This window comes from Serratia sp. root2 (genome assembly GCF_031931805.1).
Taxonomy (GTDB): domain Bacteria; phylum Pseudomonadota; class Gammaproteobacteria; order Enterobacterales; family Enterobacteriaceae; genus Serratia; species Serratia inhibens.
Genome location: NZ_JAUJXB010000001.1, coordinates 1890414 through 1911246 on the forward strand (window position 1 = coordinate 1890414; position 20833 = coordinate 1911246).

Here is a 20833-nt window from a genome sequence, read left to right on the forward strand (position 1 = left end):
CCTTAATTACTTACGCTTTAAACTGGCTAATACGGCAAATGGATTCGGTTTCTCCGCCTCTGCAGGCAGTTTGCCAAATACCATGTCCGCTTCGGACACTTCACAGTGTTCAGATTCATGTAACGGGACGACAGGCAGAGAAAGAATAATTTCGTCTTCAATCATTGCCAACAGATCGACTTCGCCAAACTCATCGACTTCGATCGGTTCGTACGCTCCCGGTAATGCCTCAGCCTGCTCATCATTGACGACCGGGCTAAAACAATATGTTGTGTGGATATGACGTTCAAACGGGACGCCACAGCGTTGGCACATCAGGGTTACCTGAACGTCCGAATGCCCTGTTATCACCGCGAGGCGTTGGTTATCAATATCGAACGATAACGAAACCTCAACATCACTATCCACACTGACCACGGAGTCGGCAACACGTGTAACCTGCTCAGGCGCATAGGAACCAACATAGTCCAGGCGTTTCTGAGCGGTACGTACCGCATCAATGGTCAAGGGTAATTTTACCTTTTGCATAGGGCGCGCATATTAACTTTGTAACGACGTAGAGTCAAAGAAAAAGGCCGTAAAACGGCACCTTTCACCAATATTCGCTTCCTCAGCGGCGGACAGTTTAAAATGCTCACTCTATTTACGCTACGGTTTGCGAAAAAATATTATGCAAAGACTTCTTCTTGCCTCCACCTCGACCTATCGCCAGATGCTCTTGGAAAAGCTGCACCTGCCCTTCGTTTGCGCTGCCCCGCAGGTGGATGAAACCCCGCTGGCCGGGGAAAGCGCCGAGGCGCTGGTGTTGCGATTGGCCACAGCGAAAGCCCAGGCGCTGGCTGCCGCCTACCCCGAACATCTGATTATCGGCTCCGATCAGGTCTGCGTGATCGAGGGAAAAATCACAGGAAAACCGCACACGGAAGAGAACGCCTGCGCTCAATTGCGCCAGGCCAGTGGCCAAAGGGTCACCTTTTATACCGGATTGGCGTTGTATAACAGCCGCAGCCGGCATCTGCAGGTGTTGTGCGAACCCTTTCACGTACATTTTCGCACGCTGAGCGAGGCTGAAATTAGCGCTTACGTGCACCTTGAGCAGCCACTCAACTGCGCAGGCAGCTTTAAAAGTGAGGGATTGGGGATTGCGTTGTTCGAGAAACTGGAGGGACGGGACCCCAATGCGCTGATCGGTCTGCCGTTGATCGCACTGCTGGAAATGCTGCGGGCTGAGGGCATCAACCCGCTGGCATAGGGTAAAAAGGGCTGCGTTATTTGCCCTGTGACTGTTTGCGCAACACCAGCAGGCAGTGACGCAACTCGTCATCCATCGGCGCTTCGATACGCATCGTTTCGCCGGTACCCGGATGTTCGAAACGCAAAGCAGCCGCGTGCAGGAACAAGCGCTTGAGCCCGGTGCCTGCCAGTTGGCGATCGAACTCGCGATCGCCATAACGATCGTCAAAGGCTATCGGATGCCCCGCATGCAAAGTGTGCACACGGATCTGATGGGTGCGCCCGGTGATCGGGCTGGCTTTGACCAGCGTTGCATGCTCAAAGCGCTCTTCCACCTTGAAGCGGGTTTCCGACGGTTTACCTTCGCTGTTGACGCGAACGATGCGCTCACCGCTCTGCAGAATATTTTTCAGCAATGGCGCCTGCACCGTTTTGCAATGTGATTGCCACTGGCCGCGAACCAGCGCCAGGTAATCTTTTTGCATCCCTTTCAGGCGCAGTTGCTCGTGCAGCGAACGCAACGCAGAGCGTTTTTTCGCCACCAGCAGCACGCCTGAGGTGTCGCGGTCCAGGCGGTGAACCAGCTCCAGAAAGCGGGCTTCGGGACGAAGCGCACGCAGACCTTCGATCACGCCAAAGCTCAGGCCGCTGCCGCCATGAACTGCCGTACCTGATGGCTTGTTAAGCAGCAGCAGGTGATCGTCTTCATACAATATGCAATCTGCCAGCGCAGCCACTTTATCCAGTTTGGCGGAAACCGGCGCCTCTTCACGTTCGGCAACTCGCACCGGCGGTACGCGCACCACGTCGCCGGCAGCCAGTTTATATTCTGCCTTGATGCGTCCTTTATTAACCCGCACCTCGCCTTTACGCACGATGCGGTAAATCATGCTCTTCGGCACGCCTTTCAGGCGGGCAAGTAAAAAGTTGTCGATTCTCTGACCGGCTTCGTCGTCAGAAATCGTGATTAATTGTACTGCGGGAATGTTCGTTTTCATGGAGCGGGATTCTAAATAGAGCGAGTAAATAGCGCCACTTCTTTTTCTGTGCTTAACTGTCTCTCAGACTACAGATGAAACCCTTGCGAACAATAAGGCAGCAAGCCGATTTGAACGTTTGCGATTTCTTCCGCAGTTAAGGAAAAGTCACCTTGCTATAACGGTATCAGCAGTGGAATAATGCGTTTACTTTCCACGTTGATTCTCGTTAAACAGGGAAAACGGTGGAATTATAAAATTTGTCTGATGGCGCAAAAACGCAGCAATGGCGTAAGACGTAATGCGAAATCAAACAATTAGCGGGCTGCGGGTTGCAGCTTGGCCGGCAAACGGAATCAGATCTGTCGACGTAAATCAGAGGCTATTCCCCTAGTAAAAGTGCTGTTTTTCACAAAGAAATACAGGCTTACCGAGATAATGCGCCCCTATGCAGGCGACAACCGTGAGGTTGACGACTTTGCGAGAAGACACGGGGTTTTCGGTTTTAACCCGGCCATGAGGTTATTTTGCCCGCAGCTTTGTCGATAATGTAAAAATAACGAGTAAGTTAAGATGAAAAGAATGTTGATTAACGCAACTCAGCAGGAAGAGTTGCGTGTTGCCCTTGTAGATGGACAGCGGCTGTATGATTTGGACATTGAAAGCCCAGGTCATGAACAGAAAAAAGCGAATATTTACAAAGGCAAAATCACTCGTATTGAACCAAGTCTTGAAGCAGCGTTCGTTGATTACGGCGCAGAACGACATGGTTTCCTCCCTCTTAAAGAAATTGCCCGCGAATACTTCCCAAGTAACTACTCTTCCCATGGCCGCCCGAACATCAAAGATGTGCTGCGCGAAGGCCAGGAAGTTATCGTTCAGATTGATAAAGAAGAACGTGGTAACAAAGGCGCAGCCCTGACCACCTTCATCAGTCTGGCCGGCAGTTATCTGGTGTTGATGCCGAACAACCCGCGTGCCGGTGGCATTTCCCGCCGCATCGAGGGTGACGACCGCACCGAATTGAAAGAAGCGCTTTCCTCCCTGCAATTGCCGGACGGTATGGGCCTGATTGTTCGCACCGCGGGCGTTGGCAAATCTGCCGATGCGCTGCAGTGGGACCTGTCTTTCCGTCTGAAGCATTGGGAAGCCATCAAGAAAGCCGCCGAAGGCCGCTCTGCCCCGTTCCTGATCCACCAGGAAAGCAATGTGATCGTACGCGCATTCCGCGACTACCTTCGCCCGGACATCGGTGAAATCCTGATCGACAACCCTAAAGTTCTCGATTTGGCCAAAGAGCACATCGCTGCACTGGGTCGCCCGGATTTCAGCAGCAAAATCAAACTGTACAGCGGTGAAATCCCTCTGTTCAGCCATTACCAAATCGAATCTCAGATCGAATCCGCCTTCCAGCGTGAAGTGCGCCTGCCTTCCGGCGGCTCGATCGTTATCGACACTACCGAAGCGTTGACCGCCATCGACATCAACTCCGCGCGAGCAACCCGCGGCGGCGATATCGAAGAAACTGCGTTCAACACCAACCTGGAAGCGGCAGACGAAATCGCTCGCCAGCTGCGTTTGCGTGACCTTGGCGGCCTGATTGTTATCGACTTCATCGATATGACTCCGGTGCGCCACCAACGCGAAGTGGAAAACCGCCTGCGTGACGCAGTGCGCCAGGACCGTGCGCGTATCCAGATCGGCCGCATTTCCCGCTTTGGTCTGCTTGAGATGTCGCGTCAGCGCCTCAGCCCGTCACTGGGTGAATCCAGTCATCACGTCTGTCCGCGCTGTAATGGTACCGGCACCATCCGTGATAACGAATCGCTGGCACTTTCCATTCTGCGCCTGATCGAAGAAGAAGCGCTGAAGGAAAATACCAAAGAAGTTCACGCTATCGTGCCAGTTCAGGTTGCCTCTTACCTGCTGAACGAGAAACGTGAGTCGGTAAGCGCGATCGAAAAACGTCAGGGTGGCGTGAAAGCGATCATCGTGCCGAACGATCAGATGCAAACCCCGCACTACTCTGTGTTGCGTGTACGCAAAGGCGAAGAAACACCAACCCTGAGCTACCTGTTGCCGAAACTGCACGAAGAAGAGATGGCCCAGCCACTGGAAGATGCGCCGATGGAGCGCAAACGTCCGGAACAACCGGCTCTGGCCTCGTTCTCTCTGGCTGCTGACGCACCGCCGCCTGCCGAAGAACCTGTGGCAACACAAGCTGCAACAGCCGCTGTAGCGACCAAACCAAGCGCTGCAACCGCTGCCAAACCAGGCCTGTTGGGCCGCCTGTTCGGTGGATTGAAAGCGCTGTTCGCCAGTGAAGAACCACCTGTTGTTGAAGCCAAACCTGCCGTTGAAGCACCTAAGGCCGAAGGCAACGGTGAAAACCGCCGCCAGGATCGCCGTGGTCAACGCCGTCAGGGTACAGGCCGTAAAGAACGCGGTGAGCGTGGGGAACGCGGTGAGCGTGGGGAACGCGGTGAGCGTGGGGAACGCGGTGAGCGTAGCGATCGTCCTGAACGTGGCGAACGTAAAGAACGGGGCGAAGGCCGTGATAATCGCGAGCGCGATAACCGTGAACCACGTGAAAATCGTGAACCGCGTGACAACCGTGGTGAAGGCCGTGAAGCGCGCGATGAACAACGCCGTAACAACCGCCGCAATGCGCCGCAGGTTGCACCGGTTGCCGAGGAGCCGCAATCTGAAGAGGCAGCCAAGGCACAGCGTGAAGAGCAGCAACAGCGCCGTGACCAGCGCGCAGAACGCCAACGCCGTCGTCAGGAAGAGAAGCGTCAAGCTCAGCAGGAAGTGGCTGCACTGGAAAGTGTAAACACCAGCACCAACGTTATCAGCGATGAAGATCAGGAAGAACGCCAGCAGCAGAACATGCAGCGTCGCCAGCGTCGTCCTCTGTCGCAGAAAGTTCGCGTACTGTCCGCGGAAGAAGAACTGCATCGCGCCGCGGAAGAACTGCTGGCACCTAAAGCGCCGGTTGTGAAAACCCAAGACGTGAAGCCTGCTCTGGAAGAAGACAGCGTTAAACTGCTGCCTGAAACCCTTGATGCAGCAGTCGACGATGATGTTCAGGGCGACAACCGTAACGGTGAAAATGGCATGCCACGCCGTTCACGCCGCTCACCACGTCATCTGCGCGTGAGCGGGCAGCGCCGTCGCCGTTACCGTGATGAGCGTTACCCTGCCCAGTCACCAATGCCGCTGGCCGGGGCTTTCGCCTCGCCGGAAATGGCTTCTGGCAAGGTATGGGTGAGTTACCCTGTAACACAAGCTGCGCAAGTGACTGAAGAAGTTGACGTTCAGACTGAAGCTACCGAAATCGCTGCCGACAATGTGATGACGCAAGAAGCCGTCAGCGTAGCCGCTCCGATTATCGCTGAAGCTGCCTCACAAACCCTCGCACCGGTAGAAACTGCTGAAGTTGTCATTGCAGAAGAAGCCCAGCCGAAAGTTGAAACTGTTGAGCCGGCCATTGCAGCTCAATCTGAGGAATCGACAGTGGTACCGCAGACCGATACTCCAGTAGTTGAAGAAGCTACCTTGGTTGAAGAGACTACTGCAGTTGAAGCAGCACCGGTGGCTGAAGCAACGCCTGCTGTTGCGGAAGAGGCTGTCACTGTTGTTGTAGAGCCTGTCGCAGAACCAGCGCCAGTCATCGTTGAGGCCGCACCTGTTCAGGAAGCGGCTGCCCCGGTAGCTGTTGCAGAAAAACCGCCGGTTGTTCTGCAGCCAGCGCCGGTACAAGATACGCTCTATAAGCATATCGCCACGGCACCAATGACCAAGGCTCCTGCGCCGGCTTACGAGCCGGAAGAACAAAAACGCAGTGATTGGCAACGCCCTTCCTTCAGTTTCGAAGGTAAAGGCTCAGCGGGTGGTCATGCTGCGGTAAATCAAGCCACAGCGCCGGCAACCAAACCGCAGCCAGTTAACGAATAATTAATCTGCTCCGATAAAAAAACCCGCCAAATGGCGGGTTTTTTCTTGCCGAAAAATCGGTTCAGGCAATTTTTTTCAATTGCTTGATATCCAGCAAATCCAGCTTGCCGTCGAGCTGGCTGACAAACCGCTTAAAATGCTCGGTAGCGTTGTGTTTCTCCAGCGCTTCCGCACTTGCCCAACGCTCGAAAAACACGAAAAGACCAGGCTGTTCCAGATCGCGGTGCAGATCATACTGCAGGTTACCCAGTTCCTGGCGGCTTGGCTCTATAATCTCATGCAGCGCATCGCTTACGGCGGACACAAATTCAGGTTTCGCCTGCAGGGTGGCAATAACACGCACTTCCATTTCGTTCTCCCATTCCACTTGATAAACGTTGATTACCCGGCAGTTAGAAGGCGGGAATCGTTAAAATCCCTGTCACTATGCGCCCGATAGCCAATTGATTTCAACTTGCAGTGAACAAACAGATGCATCGGCGACGCTTTCCGCTTATCCTTACACCCCGGCGTGAATAACCCCCATTATTCGCTTTTATATAGACGTGTTTCTGACCGCCGGAGCCTTGCAACATGACCGCACAACCTCAAGCCCTGAAAATCCGCCGCCCTGACGACTGGCACATCCATCTGCGTGATGACGACATGCTGAAAACGGTTCTGCCCTATACCAGTCAGGTATTTGGCCGGGCGATTGTGATGCCTAATCTGGCTCCGCCAATCACTACCGTAGACGCTGCCCGGGCTTATCGTGACCGCATTCTGGCCGCTGTTCCTCAGGATCATGACTTCACCCCGCTGATGACCTGCTACCTGACCAACTCATTGGCCGCCGCTGAACTGGTCAACGGCTTCGAGCAGGGCGTGTTCACCGCAGCCAAGCTGTACCCTGCCAACGCGACCACCAACTCCAGCCACGGCGTCAGCGATGTGAAAGGCATTTACCCGCTCTTCGAACAAATGCAGAAAGTTGGCATGCCGCTGTTGATCCACGGTGAAGTGACTGACGCCGCCGTCGATATTTTCGATCGCGAGGCACGCTTTATTGAGCAGGTTATGGAGCCAATCCGCCAGCAGTTCCCGGAACTGAAAATCGTCTTCGAGCACATCACGACCAAAGAAGCGGCTCAATATGTGCAGGAAGGCAATCGTTTTCTTGGCGCCACTGTCACGCCACAGCACTTGATGTTTAACCGCAACCATATGCTGGTTGGCGGCATCCGCCCGCATCTTTTCTGTCTGCCGATCCTGAAACGCAATATTCACCAAGAGGCGCTGCGTAAAGCCGTCGCCAGCGGTTCGGATCGCTTCTTCCTCGGCACCGACTCAGCGCCGCATGCCAAGCATCGCAAAGAATCAAGCTGCGGGTGCGCAGGCGTATTTAACGCCCCTAATGCAATTCCGGCCTACGCCAGCGTATTCGAGCAATTGGGCGCGCTGGATCATCTGGAAGCCTTCTGCTCACTGAACGGTCCGCGCTTTTATGGCCTGCCGGTCAATGCCGATTTTATCGAACTGCAGCGTGTCCCGACGACGCAGCCGGAAGAGATCACCATCGGCCAGGAAACGGTTGTGCCGTTCCTGGCCGGAGAGAGCCTGAGCTGGTCAGTGAAAGCGTAAAATCTTTTTTAACGCAACCTCTTGCCCCTACGCGAAGTTAACTGTATAAATAACCAGTAAATCGCTTCGGGGGCAATAATGCGTGTTGAAGTCACTATAGATAAAACCAGACCGCTACCGCCAGGGGCTATCGAAGCCCTGACCGGCGAGCTGGGCAAACGGGTCAAGCGCCAATTTCCAGACGCCGTGGTTCAGGTCCGTTATGCCGGTTCCAACGGGCTTTCTGTGCTTGGCGGCCTAAAAACGGATAAAGATCTTATCGCTGAAATCCTCCAGGAAACCTGGGAAAGCGCAGACGAGTGGTTCAGCGCAGAATAACACTGCAATGCTGTTTTTGCCGGGGGTCGCTCCCCGGCTTTTTTGTCTTTGAAACCTCCCCCCTCTCTTCACAATTTTATTCTGGAAGAAAAGCCTTATCTGGTCTGTACTGAATGTTTTAACAGGAGGTGTTTGAAATGGCCCCGGACAAGATAAAGTCTGAAGAAACGATGACCTTTGGCGAGTTGCTGGCGCTGATAGGCGATCAAAAAAGGCGCTTGAGTGTACTGGAAGTCGCTTTCTCCTATCTGGCTTTTGGTCTGGATGACAAAGCCAATCAGTTGCTGATCCACAGCCTGAAACTGGAAGCGCAAAATCAGAATCGCGATGCTGAAACGCAGCAGCATTTCGCGCACCTGGCCGCCGAGCTGGAGAAACGCTTGCACGGCGCCCCGCCGCCGCTCGATAGTGAATGACTGCCACATGCCCGCCACGCTGGTTTTCTCAAGCCAGCCTGTAGAATAATGACTCAAATAAATATTTATTTTGCAAAAAAGGATGGAAAATCCCCACCATAGAAAGCATATGCGTATACTGTAATTGCTCACATGATGATGAGCCGCATTGATCCTCGTTAGTCACTCACGTTAGTTACTACTCAATAAGGGGTCTTTATGGACAGAAATGATGAAGTAATTCAGACACACCCGCTTGTTGGTTGGGATATCAGTACTGTCGACGTTTATGACGCCATGATGATACGCCTTCATTACCTGTCTTCACTAGACCAGACGCCGGAAGAAGCCCAAGTAGACAGAACGCTTTGGTTAACTACAGATGTCGCACGCCAATTAATCAATATCTTAGAAGCCGGCATTGCCAAGATTGAAGCAACGGATTACCAGGACCTTGATCGTAAAAAACACTAATTTACCGCCCCAAAAAGCCTAAGGCGCCAGCGATTATCTCTGGCGCCTTTTTCTTTGCCGGCACAGCAGCGCAACGGGTGCATTGCTGCACTCAACCTTTTATCATAGCGTGATAAGAAACGTATATCAGAGGGGTTACGGCACGTGGAATATGACTTGATTGTTGTGGGCAGCGGTTCGGTAGGGGCAGCGGCAGGTTACTATGCGACGCGATCCGGCTTGAAAGTATTAATGATCGACAGCGCGATGCCTCCACACCGCAACGGTAGCCACCACGGCGATACACGAATCATCCGCCATGCCTATGGTGAAGGCGAAAAATATGTACCACTAATTTTGCGCGCCCAGGCGCTGTGGAACGCGCTGATTCAACAAACCGGTGAAGAGCTGTTTCAGGCCTGCGGAGTACTGAACCTGGGGCCACAGCATTCCGAATTTATCAGCAATGCCCAACGCAGTGCGCAAAAATTCCGCCTTAACACGCAAAACCTCAGTGCAGAACAGATTAACCAGCGTTGGCCCGAATTCAACGCACCTGAGGGCTACATTGGCGTGTTTGAACCCGATGCCGGGTTCCTGCGCTCAGAACAGGCCGTCACCAGTCTGATCAAACTGGCTAAAGAGGCCGGTTGCAGCCAGCTGTTCAATTGCCCGGTCAGCGCAGTGGAGCCTGTCGATGGCGGTGTGGAAGTCGTCACCTCTGAAGGCCGTTTCCGGGGCCGAAAAGCGGTAGTCACCGCGGGCACCTGGGTAAAGGCCCTGCTGCCGCAGTTACCGATCGCACCTCTGCGGAAGGTGTTTTCGTGGCATCAGGCGGATGGCCGTTACAGCGTCAACAACCGCTTCCCGGCGTTTACCGTTGAGGCTCAAGACGGCAACCATTATTACGGTTTTCCTGCCGATAACGACGGGCTGAAAGTAGGTAAGCATGACGGCGGCCAGGAGATGGATGCGCCAGAGCAACGCAAACCTTTCGGCAGCTTCGCCAGTGATGGCACTGAAGTCTTCCAATTCCTGCGCCAATTTTTACCCGGTGTAGGGGTATGTTTACACGGGGAAGCCTGTAGTTACGATATGAGTCCGGATGAAGATTTTATTATCGATACCGTCCCTGGATGCGATCGACTCATGGTCATCAGTGGTTTGAGCGGCCATGGCTTCAAGTTTGCCAGCGCGTTAGGTGAGATCGCCGCCCTATTTGCCGAAGATAAGACCCCGCCGGTGGATGTCTCACCCTTTACGCTAAAGCGTTTTAACTAACCTTTTCCCATTCAGTAACCGCACCCGCTGACCCCCGCGGGCTGCGGCTTATCCCCAGTTACAATTCACACCCGCATAACCCATTAAAATTTAATATAAAAAATCTGGCAACGGAAATTTCTGACGCATGTATCCGGATTTCCGAATTGATCCCCTATGGTGTAAGTTCTATTTTACAGCTGATATGCCCAAGTAATTTTTCGATCAACAAGGACGTGACCATGAAACTGCTTGTCGTGGACGAATGCTGCTTTACCCGGGTCGGAATTGACAACTATTTTACTGACTATGTTTTTGCTCAAATCACCTGTTGTCACAGCATTGAACAGGCTATACCGCTGCTGAGCAGTTACCAGCCGAGCCACATCCTGATCAACCTGACCAAACATTGCCGCTATAACGAAGATGATGCTCGACTGCAGGCTTTTATTGAAGCCAGCCCCGCGGCACTACTGTTTATTTATCTGGACACACCCTATCCCTACAGCGAAACGCCGATGCGCATCGCTGACAACGCCTTCCTGTTCAACAAAAGCATATTGCCTGTCACCTTGCGCATGCTGAGGGAAAAGCCGGTCACTCTGATGGACAGCGGCGTCGAACACTCTCTGTTCAGCCCGCAAGAGTTGACGGTAATGAAACACTGGATGGCGGAAATGCCGAATTACCGCATCGCCAAAAAGCTGCAAATCAGCTCACATACGGTTTATGTTCACAAACGCCACATCACGGAAAAAATCAACGCCCGCAACCGGCTGGAGTTTTATTCTCTCTATAACGTGCTGCGTTATTTCTACCCGCCGAGCTCGCCATCGGTTACCCCGATGCCACTGTCTCTGCTGGCCGTATAATTTATTTAAGAGGTGAAATTCACCTCTATCTCCATACTTTACTCTTTCAAAGTATTAACACCGGCTACAAAAATACTATAATCAGCGGTCCTTACCTTTTGGCTGCTTAGAATGCTAAACAAAATACTGTCGGCGATCGTCAACAATGTACGCGAACACCTGGTGCTGTATCTCTGTCTGTGGCTGCTGGTACTGGTGCTGGATGTCTATTTCTTCTTTATGACCTGACTCATGCCGCTAACCTTCTCCGTTCGTGTTTTCGCCGTTTCGGCTACCCGGAACAGATGATCGGCCTTGAACAATCCGCCATATTCTCTCCCCCACCGACTGTTGCTGCAAAGGCGTTATGCGCCGATCACCCCTTCTGATTTGATCCCGATGCAAGGCCACATCGCTCTACCCCAGGTTTCGGGTTATAAAGGCACCGGCGAGGTTATCGATCCGGCAACCCATAGGCCAACGGGCAAACGCGCGCTGGCAGTGATGAGCCAGAACAGCAAACCATCAATCTGGTTAAAACCAAACTGGAAATAATCGACATTGTTTGCTAACGGCTTATTTGTTAAAAAAAAGCCATATTTACGCAAAATGACAAAAGCTGACGTAAATAAATAAAATGCTTTAATTTCAAATCCTAATGTGAAATCGCGTTCAAATGACGATATTCACTACGACGATTTCACTGACTAACTTTCGCTATCTTCCGCAAATTCACTGATTAATATTCTAAAGAAGTAACATAGTTAAATTTATTATTGATTTTATGTTTCTTAAAGTTTAATTATTGCATCCAGAAAATGAAGAACGTAAGGAAACAAGATGCTTTGGAAAAATACCGCCAGCCGTTTTGGTCATATTTCAGTGCTAATCCATTGGCTGGTTGCCCTGACGGTTTACGGCATGTTTGCCCTGGGCCTGTGGATGGTCACGCTGGGCTATTACGATGTCTGGTATCACCAGGCACCGGAAATTCATAAAAGCATCGGTACACTGTTGTTCATCGTCATGGTGGTTCGGGTGATCTGGCGTTTCGTTTCACCTCCGCCAAAACCGCTGGCCAGCTACAGTCGCTTTACTCGCGTCAGTGCGATACTGGCTCATATCGCGCTGTACGTCGTGTTGTTCAGCATCCTGATCAGTGGCTATCTGATTTCCACCGCCGACGGCCAGGCGATCAGCGTTTTCGGCTGGTTCGACATCCCCGCCACCGTCACCGGCATGGCTGAACAGGCCGATACCGCCGGCACTATCCACCTTTATCTGGCCTGGACCGTCGTCGTGCTCTCGCTACTGCACGGCCTGGCTGCGCTTAAACATCACTTTATTGATCGTGATGTGACTTTGAAACGGATGCTGGGTAGCAGCGCCGATTAACCTTTGGATTTATGGAGATTGCTATGTTGAAGAAAACCGTATTGGGCCTGACCGCAGGCGCACTGCTGCTGAGCGCCGGTTCCGCGCTGGCTGCCGACTACAAAATTGACAAACAGGGGCAACACGCCTTTATCGAATTCCGCATCCAGCACCTGGGTTACAGCTGGTTGTACGGCACCTTCAAAGACTTTGACGGCGGCTTCACCTTCGACGAAAAAGATCCGTCCAAGGACAAGGTTAACGTCACTATCAATACCGCCAGCGTCGACACCAATCACGCCGAACGCGACAAACACCTGCGCAGTGCAGAGTTTTTGAACGTGGAAAAGAACAAACAGGCCAAGTTTGAATCCACCGAAGTGAAAAAGAGCGGTGACGGTTATGCAGTGGTCGGTAATCTGACGCTGAACGGCGTTACCAAACCGGTCACGCTGGACGCCAAACTGATCGGCCAGGGTAATGACCCATGGGGTGGCTACCGCGCCGGCTTTGAAGCCAACGGTAAAATCAAGCTGAAGGATTTCGGCATCACTACCGATCTCGGCCCGGCGTCGCAGGATGTTGAGCTGATTATTTCTGTCGAAGGCGTACGCGCGAAGTAAGACTACGGCCTGTAAGTTGCTTGAAGGCGACGGGTATGAAGCGCGGCAAACCTGCCGCGCTTATCATTGGCTCAGCTTACCGGGCCTTCATCTTCCGGTGCAGGAATGTGCATCGTGGTCTGCAACAACCCTTTCGACTTATTGAAAATCTTGACGCCATTTTCTCGGCCGGCTCGGCGAGCGCGCTGTTCTTCACGCGGCAACTTCAGCTCTTCGCGGCAGATCTCGCTGCAACAACCTTCAAATTTGGCGGCGCAGGTCGGGCATTGAATAAACAATAAATGGCAGCCGTCATTCTTACAGTTGGTGTGAGCATCGCAGGCGGTGCCGCACTGATGGCAATGGGCGATCACATCGTCAGAAATCCGCTCGCCCATGCGCTCGTCGAACACAAAGTTCTTGCCGACAAACTTCAGCGGCAGCCCCTGTTCTTTCGCCTTGCGCGCGTACTCGATAATCCCGCCTTCCACGTGGTACACGTTTTTGAAGCCATTATGCAGCATGTAGGCGCTGGCTTTTTCACAGCGGATACCGCCAGTGCAGTACATAACAATATTTTTGTCTTTATTGTCCTGCAGCATCTCGACCGCCATCGGCAGTTGGTCGCGGAAAGTGTCCGAAGGCACTTCGATGGCGTTTTCAAAGTGGCCGACTTCATATTCGTAATGGTTACGCATATCCACAAACAGCGTATCTGGATCGTCAATCATCTGGTTGACGCGATCGGCCTGCAAATACTCACCCACATTCGCCGGGTTGAAGCTCTCATCGTCAATCCCATCGGCGACGATGCGATCGCGCACCTTAAGGCGCAGCACCCAGAAGGATTTACCGTCATCTTCCAAGGCGATATTCAGGCGCACCTGATCCAGCGCCGGATGCGAGGCAAACAGCGCGGTTTTAAACGCGTCGAACTTGTTCTGCGGCACGCTGATCTGCGCGTTGATGCCCTCTTTGGCCACATAAATGCGGCCAAACACCTTCAGCTTGTCAAACTGAACGTACAGGCTGTCGCGAAACGCTTTGGGATCGTCGATGGTGAAGTATTTATAAAAAGAAACTGTGGTGCGTGGCTCTGTTTCCGCCAGCATGCGCGCCTTCAGCTCCTCATTAGAAATTCGGTTATGTAACACTGGCATGGTGTACTTTCCTGTCTTTCGGGAGGTGGTTTGTTTTGCATGCGCGCAGGCCGCTGGCCCACGCGCGGCGCACATAATACCCGAAAATGTCGCTCAAGACAGCCCTAACCCCGCGACGACATTGAGCACTGGAAACTTGACGCCGGTCACAAACACCGATAAGCCTAATGGTAGTTTACTTTCTCTTTACCATGGATCCGGAGGACGTCATGAGTCAGTTATTTACCCCGATTTCGCTGGGGGAGCTAGATTTACCCAACCGTATTATTATCGCCCCCATGTGCCAATATTCGGCCGACGAGGGCAAAGCCACCGAATGGCATACCATGCATCTTGGTCAGTTGTCATTGTCCGGCGCAGGGTTACTGATCGTCGAAGCCACCTCAGTGGCGCCCGAAGGGCGCATCACACCCCGCGATCTCGGCCTGTGGGACGACGCTACCGAACAGGCGTTGGCGCAGGTAGTGCAGGCAGTGAGAAAACACGCCTCCATGCCATTAGGCATCCAACTCTCCCATGCCGGCCGCAAGGCCTCCTGCGCCATTCCCTGGGAGGGCGGTGGGCAACTCAACACAGCCCGCGGTGGCTGGCAAACCTGGTCCGCTTCCGCCGTGCCCTTCGCATCGCATGATGCCCTTCCCGCGGCCATGAGCCAGGCCGATATCGACCACTTGAAAGCGCAGTTTGTTGCAGCAGCAAAACGCGCCGACCGCCTGGGCTTTGAGTTAATTGAGCTGCATGGCGCACACGGTTATTTACTGCACCAGTTTCTTTCCCCCCTGTCCAACCAGCGCAACGATCAATACGGCGGTTCCTTGCAAAATCGCATGCGCCTGTTGCTGGAGATTTTCAGTGAAGTGCGCGCGGTGTTCCCGGCGAACAAAGCGCTCGGTGTGCGGATTTCAGCAAGTGATTGGGTGGAGGGCGGTTGGGATGAACGGCAGTCGGTGGCGCTGGCGAAAGCGCTGAAAGAGTTGGGTTGCGATTATATCCACGTTTCCAGCGGCGGCCTTTCACCTCAGCAGAAGATCCCCGTCGGCCCGAATTATCAGGTGCCGTTCGCAGAAGTCATCAAGCGGGAAAGTGGCCTGCCGACCATCGCCGTGGGGCTAATCACCGAGCCGGAACAGGCTGAGGCGATTGTCGCTACCGGCCAGGCAGACATGGTGGCGTTGGCACGCGGTATTTTGTACAACCCGCGCTGGCCATGGCACGCGGCCGCCAGGTTGGGTGAGAAGGTCATTGCCCCCCCACAATACTGGCGTTGCGAACCTCACGTATTGAAAGGACTGTTTAAAAACGACTGACAGACCTGGCTTGGGCGCTCAGCGCCCAAGCCGACATTCGGTAAAACCGGAAATCACCATCCCCGCCGTCAGCGAAATACCCGCAACCGCCAGCATAGGGTTAAACTGCAGGTGCGCGCCCAGACTGCCCAATAATGCCCCAAGGATCAGCAACCCGGCACTTAACCATGATGCCCACATAACTTCCCCTCTGAATAATTGCGCAGTCATAATACGCATCTCTTGTGCGCAAGCCTTATCCTTTAGAGCGATTCAGCTGAATTAATAATCATATCATGCCAAATCATCACTTAAAATTATGTATTAATGCGGTGCCTTTTCACGTTGCGCGAGAAAAATGTCACAATGGTGGTTATAAACGGCAGAAAAAGTAGGGTGAATAAAATATCCTTCTGGAGGATAAACCCTACTATTACTCTGTTATTATTGTTAAATGACTGCTTCTAAGCTGAGAACACATGACTCAAGTTCCTTCTTTTAATCGCACTTTATTGCACCCGCGTTACTGGTTGACCTGGTTCGGTATTGGCCTGCTTTATTTGCTGGTATTACTGCCTTACCCGATTATCTATCGCCTCGGGACCTCGCTGGGCCGTTTTTCCATGCGTTTTCTCAAGCATCGCGTGGCGATTGCCCGGCGTAACCTGACGCTGTGTTTCCCGGACATGCCGCAGGCCGAACGCGAAGCGCTGCTGGTGCAAAATTTTGAGTCCGTCGGCATGGGACTGTTTGAAACCGGTATGGCTTGGTTTTGGCCAAACTGGCGTATCGAACGCTGGTTCCACGTCAGCGGGCTGGAACACATTCAAAAGGCACGCGACAACCATCAGGGCGTTTTGCTGATCGGCTTGCATTTCCTTACGCTGGAACTGGGCGCACGTATCTTTGGCATTCATAACCCGGGTATCGGCGTTTACCGCCCGCACGACAACAAGCTGATGGACTGGCTGCAAACCTGGGGCCGCATGCGTTCCAACAAGTCCATGCTGGACCGTAAAGACGTGAAGGGCATGATCCGCGCGCTGAAACAAGGTGACATCATTTGGTATGCGCCGGATCACGACTACGGCCCGCGCAGCAGCGTGTTCGCCCCACTGTTTGCCGTGGAGAAGGCCGCTACCACCACCGGCAGTTACATACTGGTGCGGATGGGCAAACCGGCGATCATTCCCTTTACCCCGCGTCGTCTGCCGGATGGCAAAGGTTATGAGTTGATTATGCAGCCGGCAGTAGAAAACTTCCCACTGGACAATGAGTTCGTGGCCGCCGCGTTTATGAATAAAGTGGTGGAAAAAGAGATCCTGATGGCCCCGGATCAGTACATGTGGCTGCACCGCCGCTTCAAGACCCGCCCCGAAGGCGAGCCCTCGCTATATTGACCACAACCCGCCTTATGGCGGGTCATTTTGTGCTCTGGGGATTGAGAACCGGGGATAATGGTGAGAGGGTAATCGTCCTGATCGTCCTCACTATTTTCACCCTGGAGCCATTATGTATATCGTTAACCTGACTTACCATCGCCCGATAGAAGAAGTTGACAGCCATCTCGAGGGACATGTCGCCTGGCTGAAAAAATATTTTCAGGACGGTACCTTCATCGCCTCCGGACGTAAAAATCCGCGTACCGGCGGTGTGATTCTGGTGAAAGGCATTGACCGTGCGCAGTTGGATACCATCGTGGCACAGGATCCGTTCAATGCCGTAGCCCACTACGACATTACCGACTTCACCCCCTCCACCACCGGCAACGGTTTTGACGTGCTCGCCGGGCTGTAAATCCCGCTAAACTTTAAGTTGTCGCAAACAACGACGCAGCTAGAAACGACGGACATATTCCGCGCAGCCGGCGCGGAATACCGGCAAAGCGTTATTTTTAAAACTTTATTTCATTCTTCAGGCCGTCCTCCCACATCAATTGATGCCATCTATAATTAGGCGCATACTTACCAGGCTAACTTTCTTGCTTTGCCCCCTTGTTTTCGCCTGCGAGCAAAGCGCGCCACCTTCTGCAATGGTAATTTATGGCTTCGGCATCAGAACCAGTAAACTGGAAACGCAATCTTTTCGTCGTCTGGCTGGGGTGCTTTCTCACCGGGGCTGCCTTCAGTCTGATCATGCCCTTCCTGCCGTTATACGTAGAAACGCTCGGCGTGACCGGCCATGAAGCGCTGAACATGTGGTCCGGCCTGGTGTTCAGCATCACCTTCCTGTTCTCCGCCATTGCTTCCCCCTTCTGGGGTGGGCTAGCCGATCGCCGTGGGCGCAAACTGATGTTGCTGCGTTCAGCGTTGGGTATGTCGATTGTGATGCTACTGATGGGGATGGCACAGAATATCTGGCAGTTTTTAGCTCTGCGCGCGGTACTTGGCCTGCTCGGCGGCTTTATTCCCAACGCCAATGCGTTGATTGCCACCCAGGTACCGCGCAATCGTAGCGGTTGGGCGCTGGGCACCCTGTCCACCGGCGGCGTTAGCGGCGCATTGATTGGGCCGCTGATAGGGGGTCTGCTGGCCGACCAATATGGCCTCAGGCCGGTGTTCTACATCACCGCCGCCGTGCTGTTGCTCTGCTTTGCGTTGACGCTGTTATGCGTTAAAGAACAGTTCACCCCGGTGCAGAAAAAAGACATGCTGCACGCACGCCAGGTCTTCGCTTCACTGAAAAACCCCAAACTGATACTCAGCCTGTTCGTCACCACCATGATTATCCAGATTGCCACCGGATCAATCGCGCCAATTTTAACGCTGTATGTACGCGATTTGGCCGGCAACATCCACAATCTGGCTTTTATCAGCGGTCTGATCGCCTCTGTGCCCGGTGTTGCCGCCCTGATGAGTGCACCGCGGCTGGGCAAACTGGGGGACAGAATTGGCCCTGAGCGCATTCTGGTATTTATGCTGATTGTCTCAGTGCTGTTATTGATCCCCATGGCTTTCGTACAAACGCCGTGGCAGCTCGGCGTATTGCGCTTCCTGCTGGGTGCCGCCGACGGTGCGCTATTGCCGGCAGTACAAACGCTATTGATCTACAACTGCACCAATCAGGTCGCCGGGCGGATTTTCAGTTATAACCAATCGTTCCGCGACGTGGGGAACGTCAGCGGTCCGCTGCTGGGTGCTGCGGTCTCCGCCAGCTACGGCTTCCGGGCGGTTTTCTGCGTCACTGCCCTGGTCGTGCTGTTTAACGCCGCCTATTCCTGGTGGTGTTTGCAACGTCGGCCGGCATACATGAAGGAAGACACCTTGCAGGAAGAGCAATAACCCCATTTATCACCCACAGCTTCACTTAAGTGGGTCTACGGCCCGTTTACCTTACTTTTAGTATTGATACCCTTCGCGACTTCTTTTTCTGCGCAAACCAGAAAATTCTTAATGTAATACTCTGTTTTAAAAACAGTAATTAACTTTTTGCGCAATAAAACCGCTGTCAATAACATTCCCGCACAAACCAACATAAAAACCAAGAAAGTAGATGTTTGTCGACTTTTCATCTAAAAAATGGGATACAGGGACTAGACAAAACCACCATCCAGTTATCAAATGGTTAAATAATATCACGCCCAATGTAAATCATTGGCCAAGTGAAAAAAGGCCGACGCGCTTTCCACGGTTAACGGGCGCTACGGCTGCGGTTTTGTCGGGTAATCCGCATTGGGTGGATCACCTTCCTTAAATACACATACATACCACAGTATAAGCCGCATCAATGCGGCGCATTTTATTGGGAAGACGTTATGCAATCCTCTGTTAATAACCAAGAAAGCCGGACCTTCTTCGGCCATCCTTATCCGCTGGGATCCCTGTTCTTTACCGAAATGTGGGAGCGGTTTTCGTTTTACGGCATTCGCCCATTACTGATTCTGTTTATGGCGGCCACGGTCTACGACGGCGGCATGGGCCTGGCACGCGAAAACGCCTCGGCGATCGTCGGTATTTTCGCCGGCAGCATGTATCTGGCGGCCTTGCCGGGCGGCTGGCTGGCGGATAACTGGCTCGGTCAACAAAAGGCGGTGTGGTACGGCTCCATTCTGATCGCACTCGGCCACCTGTCGATCGCGTTGTCTGCCATCATGGGCAACAATCTGTTCTTCATCGGCCTGATGTTTATCGTGCTGGGTTCCGGCCTGTTCAAAACCTGTATCTCGGTAATGGTCGGCACCTTGTACAAGAAGGGCGACAACCGTCGTGACGGCGGTTTCTCGCTGTTCTATATGGGCATCAACATGGGTTCATTCATCGCCCCGCTGATCTCTGGCTGGCTGATCCGCTCTCACGGCTGGCACTGGGGCTTCGGCATCGGCGGTATCGGGATGTTGGTGGCGCTGGTGATCTTCAGGGTATTTGCCGTTCCGGCAATGAAACGCTATGACAGTGAAGTCGGTCTCGATTCCACCTGGAACAGCCCGGTCGCCAAGAAAAAGGGCGTCGGTGCCTGGTTAATCGCATTGGCCGTCGGCGTGGCGGTGATCGTCACCCTGATTGCACAAGGCGTGATCGTGATTAATCCGGTAGCGGTGGCCAGCATGCTGGTTTACGTGATTGCCGCCTCGGTGACCCTGTACTTTATTTACCTGTTTGCCTTTGCCGGCCTGAGCCGCAAAGAGCGCGCTCGCCTGCTGGTGTGCTTTATCCTGTTGGTCTCCGCCGCCTTCTTCTGGTCTGCGTTCGAACAAAAACCTACCTCGTTCAACCTGTTTGCCAACGACTACACCAACCGTATGATTGGCGGCTTCGAAATCCCGGCGGTATGGTTCCAATCAATCAACGCCCTGTTCATTATCCTGCTGGCGCCGGTATTCAGCTGGGCCTGGCCGGCTCTGGCACGTAACAAAGTGCGCCTGAGCAGCATCACCAAGTTTGTGATCGGTATTCTCTTTGCCGCAGCGGGCTTTGGCTTGATGATGCTGGCAGCGCAGAACGTACTGGGCAACGGCGGCGCGGGCGTGTCCCCGCTGTGGCTGGTGGGTAGCATTCTGATGTTGACGTTGGGTGAGCTGTGCCTGAGCCCAATCGGTCTGGCGACCATGACTCTGCTGGCGCCCGAAAGAATGCGTGGTCAGATGATGGGCCTCTGGTTCTGCGCCAGCGCATTGGGCAATCTGGCCGCCGGTCTGATTGGTGGCCATGTGAAGGCCGATCAGTTAGAAATGCTGCCGAACCTGTTCGCTCGCTGCTCGATTGCGTTGCTGATCTGCGCCGCAGTACTGACGCTGTTGATCGTACCTATCCGTCGCATGATGGAAAACACCCAGGGTAAAAGCGAACAGAAACCGGCCACCAACGCCTGATCACCGTTCCGCTTTGCCCTTCAGCCAGCGCCCGGTGCG

Annotated in this window: 22 protein-coding genes; 17 read left to right on the forward strand and 5 right to left on the reverse strand. The window is 53.4% G+C overall.

Annotation, left to right across the window (positions count from 1 at the left end):
- Positions 1 to 6: 6 nt before the first annotated feature.
- Complete coding sequence (yceD, locus tag QZQ97_RS08635) at positions 7 to 528, reverse strand: 23S rRNA accumulation protein YceD (protein ID WP_006322514.1); 522 nt, start codon at positions 526 to 528, stop codon at positions 7 to 9.
- A 142-nt stretch (positions 529 to 670) separates the two neighbouring features.
- Here yceD and QZQ97_RS08640 point away from each other — a divergent pair, with 142 nt between their 5' ends.
- Positions 671 to 1252, forward strand: a complete 582-nt coding sequence (locus QZQ97_RS08640; protein ID WP_311993106.1) for a Maf family protein — start codon at positions 671 to 673, stop codon at positions 1250 to 1252.
- Between the two features lie 16 nt (positions 1253 to 1268).
- On the opposite strand, the gene rluC is transcribed toward QZQ97_RS08640, so the two are convergent.
- Positions 1269 to 2231, reverse strand: coding sequence for a 23S rRNA pseudouridine(955/2504/2580) synthase RluC (gene rluC, locus QZQ97_RS08645; RefSeq protein ID WP_311993107.1), 963 nt, complete (start codon positions 2229 to 2231; stop codon positions 1269 to 1271).
- 552 nt (positions 2232 to 2783) lie between these two features.
- On the opposite strand from rluC, the gene rne reads away from it, so the two are divergent.
- Positions 2784 to 6167, forward strand: a complete 3384-nt coding sequence (gene rne / locus QZQ97_RS08650; RefSeq protein WP_311993108.1) for a ribonuclease E — start codon at positions 2784 to 2786, stop codon at positions 6165 to 6167.
- A gap of 61 nt (positions 6168 to 6228) precedes the next feature.
- Here rne and QZQ97_RS08655 read toward each other — a convergent pair whose 3' ends face one another.
- Complete coding sequence (locus QZQ97_RS08655) at positions 6229 to 6516, reverse strand: putative quinol monooxygenase (RefSeq protein ID WP_311993109.1); 288 nt, start codon at positions 6514 to 6516, stop codon at positions 6229 to 6231.
- Positions 6517 to 6740: 224 nt separating this feature from the next.
- Here QZQ97_RS08655 and pyrC point away from each other — a divergent pair, with 224 nt between their 5' ends.
- From pyrC to QZQ97_RS08705, 10 genes are all read left to right on the forward strand, one after another.
- Positions 6741 to 7787: a dihydroorotase gene (gene pyrC / locus QZQ97_RS08660; protein WP_311993110.1), complete on the forward strand. Its 1047-nt coding sequence runs from the start codon at positions 6741 to 6743 to the stop codon at positions 7785 to 7787.
- Between the two features lie 78 nt (positions 7788 to 7865).
- Positions 7866 to 8105 (forward strand): DNA damage-inducible protein I, encoded by a 240-nt coding sequence (dinI, locus tag QZQ97_RS08665; RefSeq protein WP_126481938.1) that lies wholly within the window; start codon positions 7866 to 7868, stop codon positions 8103 to 8105.
- A 137-nt stretch (positions 8106 to 8242) separates the two neighbouring features.
- Complete coding sequence (locus QZQ97_RS08670) at positions 8243 to 8521, forward strand: hypothetical protein (RefSeq protein ID WP_311993111.1); 279 nt, start codon at positions 8243 to 8245, stop codon at positions 8519 to 8521.
- 198 nt (positions 8522 to 8719) lie between these two features.
- Positions 8720 to 8974, forward strand: coding sequence for a biofilm formation regulator BssS (bssS, locus tag QZQ97_RS08675; RefSeq protein ID WP_004943025.1), 255 nt, complete (start codon positions 8720 to 8722; stop codon positions 8972 to 8974).
- A 144-nt stretch (positions 8975 to 9118) separates the two neighbouring features.
- Positions 9119 to 10234, forward strand: coding sequence for an N-methyl-L-tryptophan oxidase (gene solA, locus QZQ97_RS08680; RefSeq protein ID WP_311993112.1), 1116 nt, complete (start codon positions 9119 to 9121; stop codon positions 10232 to 10234).
- Between the two features lie 221 nt (positions 10235 to 10455).
- Positions 10456 to 11085 carry a LuxR C-terminal-related transcriptional regulator gene (locus QZQ97_RS08685; RefSeq protein WP_311993113.1) on the forward strand — a complete coding sequence of 210 codons (630 nt, stop codon included), beginning with the start codon at positions 10456 to 10458 and terminating at the stop codon, positions 11083 to 11085.
- 111 nt (positions 11086 to 11196) lie between these two features.
- Positions 11197 to 11313 (forward strand): DUF2770 family protein, encoded by a 117-nt coding sequence (locus QZQ97_RS08690; RefSeq protein WP_126481928.1) that lies wholly within the window; start codon positions 11197 to 11199, stop codon positions 11311 to 11313.
- Between the two features lie 66 nt (positions 11314 to 11379).
- Positions 11380 to 11619: a hypothetical protein gene (locus QZQ97_RS08695; RefSeq protein ID WP_311993114.1), complete on the forward strand. Its 240-nt coding sequence runs from the start codon at positions 11380 to 11382 to the stop codon at positions 11617 to 11619.
- Positions 11620 to 11904: 285 nt separating this feature from the next.
- Positions 11905 to 12459: a cytochrome b gene (locus tag QZQ97_RS08700; RefSeq protein ID WP_006322539.1), complete on the forward strand. Its 555-nt coding sequence runs from the start codon at positions 11905 to 11907 to the stop codon at positions 12457 to 12459.
- 23 nt (positions 12460 to 12482) lie between these two features.
- On the forward strand, positions 12483 to 13061 hold the full coding sequence (locus tag QZQ97_RS08705; protein WP_043913327.1) for a YceI family protein: 579 nt from the start codon (positions 12483 to 12485) through the stop codon (positions 13059 to 13061).
- Positions 13062 to 13132: 71 nt separating this feature from the next.
- Here QZQ97_RS08705 and trhO read toward each other — a convergent pair whose 3' ends face one another.
- The gene (gene trhO / locus QZQ97_RS08710; RefSeq protein WP_311993115.1) at positions 13133 to 14200 is read right to left on the reverse strand and encodes an oxygen-dependent tRNA uridine(34) hydroxylase TrhO; all 1068 of its coding nucleotides are present in this window, start codon (positions 14198 to 14200) and stop codon (positions 13133 to 13135) included.
- Positions 14201 to 14409: 209 nt separating this feature from the next.
- Here trhO and QZQ97_RS08715 point away from each other — a divergent pair, with 209 nt between their 5' ends.
- A complete protein-coding gene (locus QZQ97_RS08715) occupies positions 14410 to 15507 on the forward strand; it encodes an NADH:flavin oxidoreductase/NADH oxidase (protein ID WP_311993116.1) in 1098 nt (365 codons plus the stop codon).
- A gap of 18 nt (positions 15508 to 15525) precedes the next feature.
- On the opposite strand, the gene QZQ97_RS08720 is transcribed toward QZQ97_RS08715, so the two are convergent.
- A complete protein-coding gene (locus tag QZQ97_RS08720; protein ID WP_311993117.1) occupies positions 15526 to 15687 on the reverse strand; it encodes a histidine kinase in 162 nt (53 codons plus the stop codon).
- 278 nt (positions 15688 to 15965) lie between these two features.
- On the opposite strand from QZQ97_RS08720, the gene QZQ97_RS08725 reads away from it, so the two are divergent.
- From QZQ97_RS08725 to QZQ97_RS08740, 4 genes are all read left to right on the forward strand, one after another.
- On the forward strand, positions 15966 to 16886 hold the full coding sequence (locus QZQ97_RS08725; RefSeq protein WP_004943010.1) for a Kdo(2)-lipid IV(A) acyltransferase: 921 nt from the start codon (positions 15966 to 15968) through the stop codon (positions 16884 to 16886).
- Positions 16887 to 16998: 112 nt separating this feature from the next.
- Positions 16999 to 17283 carry a YciI family protein gene (locus QZQ97_RS08730; RefSeq protein WP_311993118.1) on the forward strand — a complete coding sequence of 95 codons (285 nt, stop codon included), beginning with the start codon at positions 16999 to 17001 and terminating at the stop codon, positions 17281 to 17283.
- Positions 17284 to 17528: 245 nt separating this feature from the next.
- Positions 17529 to 18767, forward strand: coding sequence for a multidrug efflux MFS transporter MdtG (mdtG, locus tag QZQ97_RS08735; RefSeq protein ID WP_311993119.1), 1239 nt, complete (start codon positions 17529 to 17531; stop codon positions 18765 to 18767).
- Between the two features lie 473 nt (positions 18768 to 19240).
- Complete coding sequence (locus QZQ97_RS08740; protein ID WP_311993120.1) at positions 19241 to 20794, forward strand: peptide MFS transporter; 1554 nt, start codon at positions 19241 to 19243, stop codon at positions 20792 to 20794.
- The last annotated feature ends 39 nt before the right edge of the window (positions 20795 to 20833 follow it).

Excerpts from the sequence above, each read along its gene's own strand:
- yceD (WP_006322514.1), bottom strand. The coding sequence starts at position 528 with ATGCAAAAGGTAAAATTACCCTTGACCATTGATGCGGTACGTACCGCT.
- QZQ97_RS08640 (WP_311993106.1), top strand. The coding sequence starts at position 671 with ATGCAAAGACTTCTTCTTGCCTCCACCTCGACCTATCGCCAGATGCTC.
- rluC (WP_311993107.1), bottom strand. The coding sequence starts at position 2,231 with ATGAAAACGAACATTCCCGCAGTACAATTAATCACGATTTCTGACGAC.
- rne (WP_311993108.1), top strand. The coding sequence starts at position 2,784 with ATGAAAAGAATGTTGATTAACGCAACTCAGCAGGAAGAGTTGCGTGTT.
- QZQ97_RS08655 (WP_311993109.1), bottom strand. The coding sequence starts at position 6,516 with ATGGAAGTGCGTGTTATTGCCACCCTGCAGGCGAAACCTGAATTTGTG.
- pyrC (WP_311993110.1), top strand. The coding sequence starts at position 6,741 with ATGACCGCACAACCTCAAGCCCTGAAAATCCGCCGCCCTGACGACTGG.
- dinI (WP_126481938.1), top strand. The coding sequence starts at position 7,866 with ATGCGTGTTGAAGTCACTATAGATAAAACCAGACCGCTACCGCCAGGG.
- QZQ97_RS08670 (WP_311993111.1), top strand. The coding sequence starts at position 8,243 with ATGGCCCCGGACAAGATAAAGTCTGAAGAAACGATGACCTTTGGCGAG.
- bssS (WP_004943025.1), top strand. The coding sequence starts at position 8,720 with ATGGACAGAAATGATGAAGTAATTCAGACACACCCGCTTGTTGGTTGG.
- QZQ97_RS08685 (WP_311993113.1), top strand. The coding sequence starts at position 10,456 with ATGAAACTGCTTGTCGTGGACGAATGCTGCTTTACCCGGGTCGGAATT.
- QZQ97_RS08690 (WP_126481928.1), top strand. The coding sequence starts at position 11,197 with ATGCTAAACAAAATACTGTCGGCGATCGTCAACAATGTACGCGAACAC.
- QZQ97_RS08700 (WP_006322539.1), top strand. The coding sequence starts at position 11,905 with ATGCTTTGGAAAAATACCGCCAGCCGTTTTGGTCATATTTCAGTGCTA.
- QZQ97_RS08705 (WP_043913327.1), top strand. The coding sequence starts at position 12,483 with ATGTTGAAGAAAACCGTATTGGGCCTGACCGCAGGCGCACTGCTGCTG.
- trhO (WP_311993115.1), bottom strand. The coding sequence starts at position 14,200 with ATGCCAGTGTTACATAACCGAATTTCTAATGAGGAGCTGAAGGCGCGC.
- QZQ97_RS08715 (WP_311993116.1), top strand. The coding sequence starts at position 14,410 with ATGAGTCAGTTATTTACCCCGATTTCGCTGGGGGAGCTAGATTTACCC.
- QZQ97_RS08720 (WP_311993117.1), bottom strand. The coding sequence starts at position 15,687 with ATGTGGGCATCATGGTTAAGTGCCGGGTTGCTGATCCTTGGGGCATTA.
- QZQ97_RS08725 (WP_004943010.1), top strand. The coding sequence starts at position 15,966 with ATGACTCAAGTTCCTTCTTTTAATCGCACTTTATTGCACCCGCGTTAC.
- QZQ97_RS08730 (WP_311993118.1), top strand. The coding sequence starts at position 16,999 with ATGTATATCGTTAACCTGACTTACCATCGCCCGATAGAAGAAGTTGAC.
- mdtG (WP_311993119.1), top strand. The coding sequence starts at position 17,529 with ATGGCTTCGGCATCAGAACCAGTAAACTGGAAACGCAATCTTTTCGTC.
- QZQ97_RS08740 (WP_311993120.1), top strand. The coding sequence starts at position 19,241 with ATGCAATCCTCTGTTAATAACCAAGAAAGCCGGACCTTCTTCGGCCAT.